General features: G+C 62.9%; 11 protein-coding genes. 5 read left to right on the top strand and 6 right to left on the bottom strand.

Features of this window, described 5'->3' with window-relative positions:
* Positions 1-44 precede the first annotated feature (44 nt).
* From HU767_RS27880 to HU767_RS27865, 4 genes are all read right to left on the bottom strand, one after another.
* Complete coding sequence (locus HU767_RS27880) at positions 45-599, bottom strand: tetratricopeptide repeat protein (RefSeq protein ID WP_186706556.1); 555 nt, start codon at positions 597-599, stop codon at positions 45-47.
* A 217-nt stretch (positions 600-816) separates the two neighbouring features.
* A complete protein-coding gene (gene hemL / locus HU767_RS27875; RefSeq protein WP_186706555.1) occupies positions 817-2,100 on the bottom strand; it encodes a glutamate-1-semialdehyde 2,1-aminomutase in 1,284 nt (427 codons plus the stop codon).
* Between the two features lie 28 nt (positions 2,101-2,128).
* The gene (thiE, locus tag HU767_RS27870; RefSeq protein ID WP_186731042.1) at positions 2,129-2,755 is read right to left on the bottom strand and encodes a thiamine phosphate synthase; all 627 of its coding nucleotides are present in this window, start codon (positions 2,753-2,755) and stop codon (positions 2,129-2,131) included.
* A 17-nt stretch (positions 2,756-2,772) separates the two neighbouring features.
* Positions 2,773-3,570 (bottom strand): hydroxymethylpyrimidine/phosphomethylpyrimidine kinase, encoded by a 798-nt coding sequence (locus HU767_RS27865; protein ID WP_186706553.1) that lies wholly within the window; start codon positions 3,568-3,570, stop codon positions 2,773-2,775.
* Positions 3,571-3,990: 420 nt separating this feature from the next.
* On the opposite strand from HU767_RS27865, the gene HU767_RS27860 reads away from it, so the two are divergent.
* The 4 genes from HU767_RS27860 to HU767_RS27845 all read left to right on the top strand — a co-directional run bounded on the left by HU767_RS27860 (position 3,991) and on the right by HU767_RS27845 (position 11,033).
* Positions 3,991-6,375 carry a hybrid sensor histidine kinase/response regulator gene (locus HU767_RS27860; protein ID WP_186706552.1) on the top strand — a complete coding sequence of 795 codons (2,385 nt, stop codon included), beginning with the start codon at positions 3,991-3,993 and terminating at the stop codon, positions 6,373-6,375.
* 70 nt (positions 6,376-6,445) lie between these two features.
* A complete protein-coding gene (locus tag HU767_RS27855) occupies positions 6,446-8,095 on the top strand; it encodes an acyl-CoA dehydrogenase family protein (RefSeq protein WP_186731041.1) in 1,650 nt (549 codons plus the stop codon).
* Between the two features lie 719 nt (positions 8,096-8,814).
* A complete protein-coding gene (gene amn, locus HU767_RS27850; RefSeq protein WP_186706611.1) occupies positions 8,815-10,314 on the top strand; it encodes an AMP nucleosidase in 1,500 nt (499 codons plus the stop codon).
* A 152-nt stretch (positions 10,315-10,466) separates the two neighbouring features.
* Entirely contained in the window at positions 10,467-11,033 is a 567-nt protein-coding gene (locus HU767_RS27845) for a pseudouridine synthase (protein WP_186731043.1), read from the top strand.
* Here the strand turns inward: HU767_RS27845 and HU767_RS27840 are convergent.
* Positions 11,028-11,237: a DUF2788 domain-containing protein gene (locus HU767_RS27840; RefSeq protein WP_003228500.1), complete on the bottom strand. Its 210-nt coding sequence runs from the start codon at positions 11,235-11,237 to the stop codon at positions 11,028-11,030. The two genes, HU767_RS27845 and HU767_RS27840, sit on opposite strands and share 6 nt — an antisense overlap.
* Before the next feature lie 199 nt (positions 11,238-11,436).
* Entirely contained in the window at positions 11,437-11,916 is a 480-nt protein-coding gene (locus HU767_RS27835) for an Lrp/AsnC family transcriptional regulator (RefSeq protein ID WP_003185723.1), read from the bottom strand.
* 414 nt (positions 11,917-12,330) lie between these two features.
* On the opposite strand from HU767_RS27835, the gene HU767_RS27830 reads away from it, so the two are divergent.
* Entirely contained in the window at positions 12,331-13,338 is a 1,008-nt protein-coding gene (locus tag HU767_RS27830; RefSeq protein WP_186731040.1) for a DUF6515 family protein, read from the top strand.
* The last annotated feature ends 116 nt before the right edge of the window (positions 13,339-13,454 follow it).

Raw genomic sequence — 13,454 nt, 5'->3', positions numbered from 1 at the left:
CCCAGCGGGGATAAATCCCCTCGCCACAGAAGGCCGTGGTGGATTCAGGGCAACGGCGAAAAAGGCGTACGCCCATCGGCGTTCTGCAATTCCATCAGGTATTTGCGAAAGATCTGCCCCAGCACCTGGGTCGCCACTTCCAATTCATCGCGAGGCATCTGCTCGGCGACTTCGTCGGCGGTGTCCAGGGCTTCTTCGGCGCCGTTGACCGCGGCCATCTTCAGTACGATGTAGGCCTGGACGTTGTTGGCCGGCACGCCTTCGCCATGGAAGAACATGCCGCCGAGCTTGAATTGCGCCTGGGCATGGCCTTGCAGCGAGGCTTTTTCGAAGTAGTTGAGGGCTTGCTTGAGGTCGCGCGGTGCAGTCTTGCCTTCGTAGTAGAACTCGCCCAACTCGTATTGCGCTTGTGCATCACCTGCGTCCGCCGCTTTTTGACAGGCGTCGAGTGCCGGTGCGAGATCTTGTGGCTGGGTGTTGAGCGTGCAACGGCCCAGCGCCGGGATCAACAACGAGTTGCCGCCTGCCTGTGCATTCGCCAGCAGCGGCTGAAGGAGCAACAGGCAGCCCAAGGCAAGGGTGCGGCCGGTGCGGTTCATGGGAATCGACTTACCTCTGAGGGGCGCGCGGACCCTCCAGGGGATCCAATAAGCGCGCATTATGAAATAAGCGGGGCCATCCTTACAAAGTCTTTACTCGTTTTTCTGCTGCGAGGGAATGCTAATAGCAGCTTCGGGCATAAATACGTAGGAAAAGGGCGGGGGGTTGTCAGCAATCACTGACGCCGGCGTCAGCCAGCGTCAGTTATCCACAGCCTTACTTCAGTGCCGCGAAGGCCCGTTCGGCCGCGTCGAGGGTAATCTTCAGCTCGGTCTCGCCATGAGCGATGGAGGTGAAGCCGGCTTCGAACGCACTCGGGGCCAGGTACACGCCGCCGTCGAGCATCAGGTGGAAGAAACGCTTGAACCGATCGGCATCGCTGGCCATGACGTCTTCGAAGGTGACGATGTCATCGGCGCCGCTGAAATACAGGCCGAACATGCCGCCCGCCTGGGTGGTCACGAAGGGGATGCCGGCCGCATCGGCGCGGATCTGCAAGCCGTCGAGCAGGCGGGTGGTGTAGTCGGTCAGTTCGGCGTGGAAGCCCGGGCGGCTGATCAGGCGTAGCGTGGTCAGGCCGGCGGCCATGGCCAACGGGTTGCCCGACAGCGTACCCGCCTGGTAAACCGGGCCCAGCGGGGCGATGCACTCCATGATCTTGCGTTTGCCGCCGAAGCAGCCCACCGGCATGCCGCCGCCGATGATCTTGCCAAAGGTGCTCAGGTCCGGCGTGACGCCGTAATGGGCCTGGGCGCCGCCGAGGGCCACGCGAAAGCCAGTCATCACTTCGTCGAAGATCAACACCACGCCATGCTGGTCGCACAGGCTGCGCAGGCCTTCGAGGAAACCCGGCGCCGGTGGTACGCAGTTCATGTTGCCGGCCACCGGCTCGACGATGATGCACGCCACTTCCTGGCCGACTTCGCCGAGCATCTTCTCGACTTCTTCGAGGTCGTTGAACGGCAGGGTCAGGGTGTGCTTGGCGAAGGCTGCGGGTACGCCGGCCGAACTCGGCACGCCTTGGGTCAGTGCGCCGGAGCCGGCCTTGACCAGCAAGCTGTCGGAGTGGCCGTGGTAGCAGCCTTCGAACTTGATGATGCTGTCGCGACCGGTGTAGCCCCGCGCCAGGCGGATTGCGCTCATGGTCGCCTCGGTGCCGGAGCTGACCATGCGCACCATTTCCATCGACGGCACGATCGAGCAGACCAGGTCGGCCATCTCGGTTTCCATCGCGGTCGGGGCGCCGTAGGACAGGCCGTGGACCAATTGTTTGCGCACCGCATCCAGCACGTCCGGATGGCTGTGGCCGAGGATCATCGGGCCCCAGGAGCCGACGTAGTCGACATAGCGCTTGTCGTCTTCGTCAGTGACGTACGCGCCTTCGGCGTGCTTGAAGAACAGCGGGGTGCCGCCGACGCTCTTGAACGCGCGAACAGGCGAGTTCACGCCGCCGGGGATGTGTTTCTGGGCATTGGCAAACAGGGTTTCGGAACGGGACATGGTTGGGCTCTCGAAAACGAAAAATGGACTATTTGATCTGCAGCAGCGCGTTGAAGGCGCGGGCACGGCGCGTCACTTCAGTGGTGCTGTCGGCGCCGAACAGGCCGTGGACCACCGCCAGCAGGTCGACCCCGTGGGCCACCAGCGGGGCGGCGTTCTCCAGGGTGATGCCGCCAATGGCGCAGATCGGGATATGCAGTTTGATGTGTGCCTGTTCGAGCAGTTCAAGGTTTGCGCTGGGGGCGCCGGGCTTGGTGTTGGAATTGAAGAAGCGCCCGAACGCGACATAGGTGGCGCCTTCGCTGGCGGCCTGTTCGGCCAATGCCAGGCTGGCGTGGCAGGTGGCGCCGACGATTGCCTTGTGCCCGAGCAATGCCCGTACCGGCGCCAACGGGCCGTCGGTCTGGCCCAGGTGCACGCCGACGCCCAGGCGTGCGGCCAGCTCGGCGTCGTCGTTGATGATCAACTGGGTCTTGTAGCGTTCGCACAGGTTGCGCAGGGCTTCGGCTTCCCGCAGGCGGCGGGCCTCGTCGCTGCTTTTGTCGCGGTATTGCAGCAGGGTCACGCCACCTTCCAGCGCTGCTTCTACATAAGCGAGGAACTTGCCGGCCAGCAATTGGCTATCGGTGATGGCGTAAAGGCCACGTAATTTCATTCCACAGGCCTCCGGTGCTACGAGCAGAAATCCAGCGGCAGGCGACGCGGGACGAACTGGCCTTTGCCCAGTTGTTCGGCATCGCGCAAGGTGCGCCAGGTGTAGTCCAGCGCTGTCTTGACGGCGCTGGCGAGCTGTTCGCCCTGGGCCAGCCGACCGGCGAGGGCGCTGGCCAGGGTGCAGCCGGAACCGTGGTAGCTGCCAGGCAAGCGCTGGCAGGTAAAGGTTTCGCGGCGGCCATCGCGGCTGTACAGGCGATTATGGACTTCATGTTCGTCGCCGTGGCCACCGGTGATCAACAGGTGTTTGACGAAGGGCAGCAGTTTTTCCGCGCACTCGTCGGCGCTGCCGTCGGGCAGTTCGGCGAGGATGCGTGCTTCAGGCAGGTTGGGGGTGGCGATGATCGCCAGGGGCAACAGGCGTTCGCGCATGGCGTAGCCGACCTCATCCTTGCCCAGGCGCCCACCACCGCCGGCGCGCAGCACCGGGTCGCAGACCATCGGCAGGTGCGGGTGCGCCTGGAGCAGTTCGACCACCGTGTCGACCATTTCCAGTGAGCCGAGCATTCCCAGCTTGACTGCTGCCACTTGGGCATCGTTGAGCACGGCATTGGCTTGCGCCAGCACCCACTCACGGTCGAGCACACGGAAATCGCTGACGTTGACGGTGTCTTGCACGGTCAATGCGGTAACGGCCGGGGCGGCGTGACAACCCTGGGCGAGCAGGGCTTCGATATCTGCCTGCAAGCCGGCGCCACCACTGGGATCATGGCCGGAGAGACAGAGGACAACGGGGCGAGAGCTGTAGATATTCATGGTGCGCGAGCTTACCACCAAACCCGTCTGGTCGGCGTGTACCTGTGATGATGGAGGTCATCTGTGGCGAGGGGATTTATCCCCGCTGGGGTGCGAAGCGCCCCCATTCAAACTGGCTGGTATAGCGCGGCGACAATTATTGGGGCTGCTGTGCAGCCCAACGGGGATAAATCCCCTCGCCACAATAGAACTCCGCGCCGACGAAATTGCGACCTGACCAATGCAACAGCTCTATCTCAATGCTTTGCTCTGAAACGCCCGTTCTAGAGCCCTCTGTCGGAAAAATTTCAATGGTGCAAATTGGCCATCAACGGCTATGCTAGAGATGGATCCAACACATAACAGGTAATGCCGGTTTTACGTCTACTCAGGGAATGGGGGGCTTCCTGACTCAACCGGACAGGCCACGCTGGGGCTTAAATGCGCTATTTGCTGATGTTGCTGCTGTGCTTGCCCTCGCTGGCAAGTGCCCTCGAATTCGATGAATTCACCCAAAGCCTGCCCTTGGGCCATGCCCTGCAAGTGTTCGAAGACGCGGCCGGCACGGCCACTATTGACGAGGTCCTGGCCCAATCCGCGGCGGGTGCTTTCAAACCCCACGATAAAACCACGCTGAACGCCGGTTACTCCCGGTCAGCCTTCTGGCTGAAAATCGACCTGCACTATCGCCCCGCCAATCCGGACGCCCAGCGCACCTGGCTGCTGGAGCTGGCGTACCCGCCGCTGGACCACCTCGATTTGTACCTGCCCGACGCGGCGGGAGCCTATCGCCTGGTTCGCCAGACCGGTGACGCGTTGCCATTCGCCAATCGCGAAATCCGCCAGAACAATTACTTGTTCAGCCTGGCGTTCAAGCCCGAGCAGCGGCAGACCGTCTACCTGCGCCTGCAAAGCCAGGGTTCGATCCAGGCGCCGTTGACGCTGTGGTCGAGCACCGCGTACCTCGAGCAACAGCCGGTGCGCCTGTATGTGCTGGGCATCATCTATGGCGTGCTGCTGGGTATGCTGGTGTACAACCTGTTCATCTACCTGAGCGTGCGCGATACCAGCTACCTCTATTACATCTTCTATATTGCCTCGTTCGGCCTGTACCAGTTGTCGGTCAACGGCGCCGCCGTCGAATACTTCTGGCCGGACAACCCCTGGTGGGCCAACGCCGCGACACCGTTCTTCATCGGTTGCGCGGGGCTGTTCGGCAGCCAGTTTGCCCGCAGCTTCCTGCAAACCGCCCAGCATGGCCGCTGGATGGATCGCTTGCTGCTCGCATTGATCGCCTACAGCGCCGTGGTGGTCGGCCTGTCGCTGATGACCAGCTATGCCCTGGCGCTGCGCCTGGCCACGGCGTTGGCGCTGGTGTTCACGGTGGCTATCTTCGCCGCCGGGCTGTTCGCCTGGTGGCGTGGCCTGCGGGTGGCGCGTTATTTCATCATTGCCTGGTCGGCGTTTCTGCTGGGAGGCATCATCAATACCTTGATGGTGCTGGGTTACCTGCCGAACGTCTTCCTGACCATGTACGCCAGCCAGATCGGCTCGGCCATCGAAGTGGCGCTGTTGTCCCTGGCCCTGGCCGATCGCATCAATGCCATGCGCGAACAGCAGGCCCAGACCCTGTTGGACGCCGGGCAGAAGCTCGAAGTGCTCAACCAGCAACTGGCCCACGGCAACAAGCTCAAGGATGAATTCCTCGCCACCTTGACCCACGAACTGCGCACGCCGATGAATGGCGTGATCGGCTCCCTGGAGTTGATGGAAACCGTCGAGATGGACGAGGAACTGACCCAGTATCAACAGACCGCCGCCGGTTCGGCGCGGGACATGATGCGCATGGTCAACGGCATGCTCACCCTCACCGAGTTGCAGGCCGGCAAGCTCAGGGTCTATCCGGCGCCGTTCAGCCTGCGCGGGGTGGTCGATGCGCTGCAGGTGCAGTTCGGCGCCAATGCCGCGGCCAAGGGCCTGGATTTCAAGGTCGACGTAGCCCCGGGCCTGGCGGACCGCTTGCTCGGCGACAGCGGCAAACTGGCCCAAAGCCTGGAATGCCTGCTGGACAACGCCATCAAGTTCACCCGGGTGGGCGGCCTGGCCCTGCGTGTCAGCGGCCGGCCGACGGAGTTTGGTCGGGTGGTGTTGTCTTTCGCCGTCATCGACACCGGCATCGGTTTTACCGACCTGGGGGAAGCGACCTTGTACCAGCGCTTCTTCCAGCTCGACGGCTCGATGACCCGGGAATACGGCGGTCTCGGCGTTGGCCTGGCGATCTGTCGGCAATTGGTGGAACTGCTGGGCGGACGCCTGACCCACACGTCCGAGCCCGGTCGCGGCAGCCGTTTCCAGCTGGACGTGGAATTTGACGTCGCCCTGCCAGCGGCGGTCCCGACGCCGTTTTCCTTCGGGGCCCGCCAGGGCTCGCGCCAGCCCCAGGATTGCACGGTGCTGCTGGCGGATGACAACAACATCGATCAGTTGGTCATGCGCGGCATGTTGCTCAAGCTGGGTTATCGGGTGCGCACCGCCGACAGCGGCCGCGCCGCGCTGGAGCTGCTGCACGGCGAGCGCTTCGATGCGGTACTGCTCGATTGCCAATTGCCGCCGTTGGACGGTGTGTCGGTTTGCTGCCAGATCCGCGCTTTATCCGGCTGTGAAGAGCTGCCGGTGCTGGTAGTCAGCCCGAACCTGGGCCAGGCGTGCTGCCCGTCGGGCGCGTTGATCGATTACCTGGGCAAACCGGTGAAATTCGAGGCATTGCAGGCGACGCTCCAGCGTCGGGTACTGTGCCCAAGGCAGGGCGAAAGCGCCGATATTTAGGCGCATATGACACTTTGTTCGGCCTGGAGGCGGTGCTTAACTGAATCCCTGCCGATCGAGGAGCCCTGTCATGAACCTGCATCAGTTCGCTGAAACCCACGACGTCACCAATCAGCCGCCGTCCCTGGATGGCGCCAACCTGTACCGCATCGACCTGCCGCTGCAACAGTGGTCGCAGCGCTTTGGCGCTGGTTGGGCGCAGGCGCGGATCGATGCGTATGGGGCGCTGGCCGGTGGGCCGTTGATGGAAGCAGGCTTCCTCGCCAACCAGAACAAGCCGGTGTTCTCCAGCCATGACCGTTATGGCCATCGCATCGACCTGGTGGAATTCCATCCCGCTTATCACCAGTTGATGCGCACCGCCATTGAACATGGCCTGCCCAGTTTGCCCTGGGCCCAGCCACAGCCGGGTGCGCATGTCGCCCGCGCCTCGATGACCTACCTGCACAGCCAGGCCGAAGCCGGCACCGGTTGCCCGCTGACCATGACGTTTGCCAGCGTGCCGGCGCTGCGCTTGCAGCCGGACCTGGCCGAGCGCTGGGTGCCGAAGGTGCTGGCCACCGAATACGACCCGCGCAACGTCGGCATGGCCCACAAGGCCGGGGTGACCCTGGGCATGGCGATGACCGAAAAACAGGGCGGCACCGATGTACGCGCCAACACCACCAAGGCCTATCCGGTGGGCGCCAGCGGCCCGGGCCAGGCCTATGAACTGGTGGGCCACAAATGGTTCTGTTCGGCGCCGATGTGCGACGCCTTCCTCACCTTGGCCCAGACCGACAAGGGCCTGACCTGTTTCCTGCTGCCGCGCCATCGCCCCGACGACACGCGCAATCAGTTCTACATCCAGCGCTTGAAGAACAAACTGGGCAACTGTTCCAACGCCTCCAGCGAAGTCGAGTTCCGTGGCGCCCTGGCCTGGATGGTCGGTGAGGAGGGCCGAGGCGTGCCGACGATTATCGAGATGGTCGCCATGACCCGCTTCGATTGCATGGTCGGTTCCAGCGCGCTGATGCGCCAGGCGCTGACCCAGGCCAGCCATCACTGCGCGCACCGCAAGGTCGGTGGCAAGCTGTTGAGCGAACAGCCGCTGATGCAAAACGTCCTGGCGGACCTGGCGCTGGAAAGCGAGTCCGCCCTGGCCCTGAGCCTGCGCATGGGCCGGGCGCTGGACCACTTGAACGATGAGCACGAGGCCAAGTTCGCCCGGCTGGTGACGGCGGTGGGCAAGTACTGGATCTGCAAGCGCGCCCCCGCGATGATCAACGAAGCCGCCGAATGCATGGGCGGCGCTGGCTACGTCGAGGACAGCATCCTGCCGCGCCTGTACCGGGAGGCACCGGTCAACTCGACGTGGGAGGGTTCCGGTAATGTGCAGTGCCTCGATGTGTTGCGCGCCTTGTCCAAGGAACCCGGTGTATTGGAGGTCTTGTTCAATGAGTTGGGCGACGGCCACGGCGACAAGCGCCTGGCCCGCCATATCGATCAATTGCACGCCGCGTTCAAGGACACCGACGACATCCAGTACCGCGCCCGACAATTGACCGAAGACATCGCCGTGGGCCTGCAAGCCAAGCTGTTACTCGAAGCGGGCAATAGCGAAGTCAGCGATGCGTTCATCGCCAGCCGCCTGGGTTCGACCGGCCGGGTGTACGGTGCCTTGCCGAGGGGCTTGAATGTCGAGGCCATCGTCGCCCGCTCGACCCCGCACGGCTTTTAAGAAGACTCAGGTCGGCACAGGCCCCTGTGGGAGCGAGCCTGCTCGCGAAGACGTCGGCCCATTCAGCATGTGTGGTGGCTAATACACCGCTTTCGCGAGCAGGCTCGCTCCCACAGTGGACCTGAGGTGGTACACAGCATCGGAGTACGCCACCGAACCTTGTGGGAGCGGGCTTGCTCGCGAAAGCGTCGGCCCATCCAGCATTTGTAGTGACTGATACACCGCTTTCGCGAGCAAGCCCGCTCCCACAGTGGACCTGAGTCGTACACAGCATCGGAGTACGCCACCAAACCTTGTGGGAGCGAGCCTGCTCGCGAAGACGTCGGCCCATCCAGCATCTGTAGTGACTGATACACCGCTATCGCGAGCAGGCTCGCTCCCACAGTGGACCTGAGTCATACACAGCATCGGAGTACGCCACCGAACCTTGTGGGAACGGGCTTGCTCGCGAAAGCGTCGGCCCATCCAGCATTTGTAGTGACTGATACACCGCTTTCGCGAGCAAGCCCGCTCCCACAGTGGGACCTGGGTCGTACACAGCATCGGAGTACGCCACCGAACCTTGTGGGAGCGGGCTTGCTCGCGAAAGCGTCGGCCCATTCAGCATCTGTAGTGACGGATACACCGCTATCGCGAGCAGGCTCGCTCCCACAGTGGCCCTGAGTCGTACGCAACATCTAAGTACGCCACTGTTCCCGTCGGGCGGCGATGCAGGCAAGATGAAGACCTGCAAGTCAGAACACAGGAAGCTGATCGTGACCGAAGCGTTTATTGTCGTTCAAACCGCCGAACAAGCCGTGGATCGTCTGGCGGCCCTGCACGAGCGTGCGACCACCGCGCTGAACCAGGCGCTGATGCGGTATCTCAAGGACCGCGTCGAGCCGGATGCCGAGCAGCGTGCATTGTTTCGTTATCCCGCCCTGCGCCTGACCTATCACTGCCACGGTGAAGTCCCGCAAACCACGCGTGCCTATGCCAAGGTCCAGTTGCCCGGCACCTACAGCGTCACCGTCACTCATCCCGCCGCGTTCCGTAAATATCTGCTGGAACAGCTGGTCCCGCTGATGCACGACTTTACCGTCACCGTGGAAGTGGGGGTCAGCGAGCAGAACATTCCGTACCCGTACGTGGTGGAGCAAGGCGACGAACTGGCCGGCTCCGGTGTGACCGCCGCCGTGCTGGCGCGGGTATTCCCCAGCACCGACCTGTCGGCCGCCACCGATGGCATCGCCGACGGCCTCTATGATTGGGAAAACACCGACCCGCTGCCCCTGGCGCTGTTCGACGCCGCGCGGGTGGACTTTTCCCTGCGCCGGCTGGTGCATTACACCGGCAGCGACTGGCGCCATGTGCAGCCGTGGATCCTGCTGACCAACTACCACCGCTACGTCGACCAGTTCATCGTCCATGGCCTGGAGCAACTGCGCAGCGACCCGCGTTTCGTGCGCATGGTCCTGCCGGGTAACGTGATCATCGACAAGAACATGGAGCACAGCGAAGCGTCGGCCATCGCTGCTGGCGTGGTCTGGCACCGCTACCAGATGCCGGCCTATCACTTGCAGGCCAGCGACGGCCATGGCGTGACGCTGGTGAACATCGGTGTCGGCCCGTCCAACGCCAAGAACATCACCGATCACCTCGCCGTGCTGCGCCCGCATTGCTGGCTGATGATCGGCCATTGCGGCGGGCTGCGGCAGTCCCAGACCATCGGCGACTACGTGCTGGCCCACGCCTACATGCGCCGCGACGGGATCCTCGACCGGGTGGTGCCGCCGAATATTCCGATTCCAGCCCTGGCCGAAGTGCAGATGGCGCTTCAGCAGGCCGCGGCGAACATCACTGGCGAGAAGGGCGACGAGCTAAAAAAACGCCTGCGCACCGGCACCGTGCTGACCTATGACGACCGCAACTGGGAATTGCGCTGGGCCCAGGAGCGGCCGCTGATCAACCTGTCCCGCGCCGTGGCGGTGGACATGGAAAGCGGCACCATCGCCGCCCAGGGTTATCGCCTGCGGGTGCCCTATGGCACGTTGCTGTGCGTCTCGGACAAACCGTTGCACAGCGAGATCAAATTGCCGGGCTCGGCCAACGCGTTCTATGAGCGAGCGGTCAACCAGCACCTGAAAATCGGCATCGCGGCGTTGGACCTGCTGCGCACCGAACTCAACTCGTTGCACTCGCGCAAGCTGCGCAGCTTCGACGAGCCGCCGTTCCGCTGATGCCCTGTTGAAGGGGGATGGTGGTTATTTAACGGTCGGGCCACTAGCATGGTCGGCCCTGACCGTTAGATGTTGTATTTGCCATGCCCCGTCCTCCACGCCCTGCTTCCCGTCGCCCTGGCGCGAAGCCTGCAATCGCCGCACCGCGCCGTGTGGCCAAGGCTCCGCCGGCCGAGCCGAAGCTGATCCTGTTCAACAAACCCTTCGATGTGCTGACGCAATTCAGTGACGGTGAGGGGCGGGCGACGCTCAAGGATTTTATCGACATACCGGGTATCTACCCGGCCGGACGCCTGGACCGGGACAGCGAAGGCTTGCTGTTGCTGACTAACGATGGGCAGTTGCAGGCGCGTATTGCCGACCCCAAGCACAAATTGGCCAAGACCTATTGGGTGCAGGTCGAGGGTGAGGCGAGCGCTGAACAGTTGCAGCGTTTGCGTGGTGGCGTGGAGTTGAACGACGGCATGACGTTGCCGGCCGAGGCGCGCCCATTGGACGAACCGCAATTATGGCCACGCAACCCGCCGGTGCGTTTTCGTAAAAGCGTGCCGACGAGTTGGTTGGAATTGGTGATCCGCGAAGGGCGCAATCGCCAAGTGCGGCGGATGACTGCCGCAGTGGGCTTGCCGACACTGCGCCTGGTGCGGGTCAGGATCGGCGACTGGACACTCGAAGGGCTCGACCAGGGGCAGTGGAAAGAAGTCCCGGCGCGCTTATAACGCGCCGGATTCGATCAGGCCGATCACCACGCTTTTGATGATGAACGCCGCCACGCCGAGGCCCAGCACGAAAAACAGGATGAACGAGCCAAAACGCCCGGCCTTGGACTTCTTCGCCAGGTCCCAGACGATGAAGCCCATGAAAATGATCAGGATGCTGACCAGGCCGGTCATCATCCACTCTTCGAAGACAGCAGGATCCATCAGGACACTCCGGCGTGGGCGGGATTGAAAAGGCGCGGCGAGTATAAGGCATGGGGGGCGGGTGGAGGATTGGCCTGCGGCGGTGTGTCGCAGCTATTCATCGCCTGGGCTGACGCCATCGCGAGCAGGCTCGCTCCCACAATGGATCTGTGTCAGGGCGCAACTCCTTGTGGGAGCGAGCCTGCTCGCGATGGGGGCTTCAGCTACGCAGATGCGTCAACGGCAGTTCAGTGCTGTTAAGCACCTGGTTCAGCACAAAACTCGAACGCACGCTGGTAACGCCATCGATCCGGGTCAGGTGCCCCAGCAGCAGTTTCTGGTAATGGTCCATGTCCGGCACCACCACTTTGAGCTGGTAGTCGGCGTCCATGCCGGTGACCAGGCTGCACTCCAGCACTTGTGGCAGGTTGCGGATGGCGGCTTCGAAGTTCTCGAAACGCTCGGGAGTGTGGCGGTCCATGCCGATCAGCACATAAGCCGTCAGGCTCAGGCCGAGCAGCTTGCGGTCGAGCAGGGCGACCTGGCGGGTGATGTAGCCGTCATCCTCCAACTGCTTGACCCGCCGTGAGCAGGGGGAGGGCGACAGGCCGATGCGTTCGGCCAGTTCCTGGTTGGAGATGCGCGCGTCACGTTGCAGTTCCGCCAGAATGCTCAGGTCGTAACGGTCGAGTTTGCTCATCGGTCGGGCCTTTATCTTGATAATTGCGGCGGATTATCTATCCGGGGTTAAAAATTGCGCAAGTGATGTTTATTTCCGCAATCTTCGCAATCATCTATCGGCGCCCCAGGCTTATGCTTACCACCAAGATCACTGCTCGGACAAACAGTCCAGTGCAGCCCGCCCAATCAGGCCGGCTGCGGCCGCAGTACCCACCGGTACTGGCAGGCCCCCGAGCTGCACACCGTCCAGAAGACGGCGTGAGGTGAGCCGACGTCATAAGCGTCGCGCACGGACGAAATTCTCAAGGGGAGGCCGACGGGCCTCCCTTTTTTAATGCCTGCGAAATAAACCCCGTGGCTGATAATCTGTCGCAGAACCGGCCTGGGCTTTCTCAGTCTTATCATCAGGCCTTGAACCGTTGTGAGGAATTTCATGAAGTCGCGCATCTGGCGTTTGGCAGGTGTTGGTCTGTTGTGGGCAAGTGTCAGTGCGCAGGGAATGGCCGACGATCAGCAAAACCGTGGCGGCCCGGACGGCGGTCGCGGGCAGGACGGTCGTGGCGGCAACGGCCAGGGTTACTCAGGCCAGCCACGGCCGCAGGGCAACGAGATCATTCGGGGCGACAACAGTCGTCAGTTCGAGGTCAAGCCGCATGACCCAGGCGGACAGCACTACGATCGTCCGCCCCAGGACCCTAACGTTCATGGGCGGCCGCCGCAGCCGCAACCTGGCAACAACCTGCCGATCCAGGGCCGGCCCGACAGCGTGACCCAGACCCGTGAACCGCAACCGGGCTACTATCGCGATATCCCACGGCGCAATGATGGTTATCCGAACGCAGGTCCGCGACCCGACCATGACGGCCGTCCCGATCAGCCTTGGCCCGGTCGGCCGGGTGGGCATGGCAACGGTTGGGGCCCTGGGCCGCAGTACCGTCCGGGTTATGTGATCGACCGTTTCCCGGATCGCAACTACCGTGTGCCCTATCGCGGCCAGGATTATTTCTACTCGGGCGGCTACTGGTATCGCCCGCAAGGGCCGCGTTATGTCGTGGTCGCGCCACCGCGGGGCATCCGTACCCGTTACTTGCCCGATTACGCCAGGGAAGTGTGGATCGGCAGCTCGCTGTTCTTCCTCGCTGCCGGCGCTTATTACATCTACGAAGCCAACACCCAGGATTACGTCGTGGTCGATGCGCCGGCCGCCAACCCGCAGCCGCAACCCCAGGGCAACAGTTTCGACGTAGTGGCCTATCCCGCCAACGGCCAGCCGCCCGAACAGGTCAATCAGGATGGCTACGACTGCTATCGCTGGGCAGTGCAGCAGAGTGGTTTCGACCCGCGCAACTACACCTACCCACCGGCACCGGAAGTGGTGCAGACCTATCGCCAGGCCCAAGGCAGTTGCTTGAGCAGTCGTGGGTATCAGGTGATGTACTGATTACTCGAAATAGAAAAAACAGCTCCCTGTGGCGAGGGAGCTTGCTCCCGCTGGGCTGCGCAGCGGCCCTAAGATCTTGCGGTCGCTGCGCAACCGAGCGGGAGCAAGCTCCCTCG

Origin of the sequence: Pseudomonas sp. SWRI179 (assembly GCF_014268705.1) — a bacterium.
Taxonomy (GTDB): Bacteria; Pseudomonadota; Gammaproteobacteria; order Pseudomonadales; family Pseudomonadaceae; genus Aquipseudomonas; species Aquipseudomonas zanjanensis.
Note: the sequence above shows the minus strand (reverse complement) of the source record. Positions and strands in the feature narration are given on the sequence as shown.

What these genes read in the sequence shown, in the direction of transcription:
- HU767_RS27880 (WP_186706556.1), bottom strand. Translation starts at nt 599, where the DNA reads ATGAACCGCACCGGCCGCACCCTTGCCTTGGGCTGCCTGTTGCTCCTT.
- hemL (WP_186706555.1), bottom strand. Translation starts at nt 2,100, where the DNA reads ATGTCCCGTTCCGAAACCCTGTTTGCCAATGCCCAGAAACACATCCCC.
- thiE (WP_186731042.1), bottom strand. Translation starts at nt 2,755, where the DNA reads ATGAAATTACGTGGCCTTTACGCCATCACCGATAGCCAATTGCTGGCC.
- HU767_RS27865 (WP_186706553.1), bottom strand. Translation starts at nt 3,570, where the DNA reads ATGAATATCTACAGCTCTCGCCCCGTTGTCCTCTGTCTCTCCGGCCAT.
- HU767_RS27860 (WP_186706552.1), top strand. Translation starts at nt 3,991, where the DNA reads ATGCGCTATTTGCTGATGTTGCTGCTGTGCTTGCCCTCGCTGGCAAGT.
- HU767_RS27855 (WP_186731041.1), top strand. Translation starts at nt 6,446, where the DNA reads ATGAACCTGCATCAGTTCGCTGAAACCCACGACGTCACCAATCAGCCG.
- amn (WP_186706611.1), top strand. Translation starts at nt 8,815, where the DNA reads ATGAAGACCTGCAAGTCAGAACACAGGAAGCTGATCGTGACCGAAGCG.
- HU767_RS27840 (WP_003228500.1), bottom strand. Translation starts at nt 11,237, where the DNA reads ATGGATCCTGCTGTCTTCGAAGAGTGGATGATGACCGGCCTGGTCAGC.
- HU767_RS27835 (WP_003185723.1), bottom strand. Translation starts at nt 11,916, where the DNA reads ATGAGCAAACTCGACCGTTACGACCTGAGCATTCTGGCGGAACTGCAA.
- HU767_RS27830 (WP_186731040.1), top strand. Translation starts at nt 12,331, where the DNA reads ATGAAGTCGCGCATCTGGCGTTTGGCAGGTGTTGGTCTGTTGTGGGCA.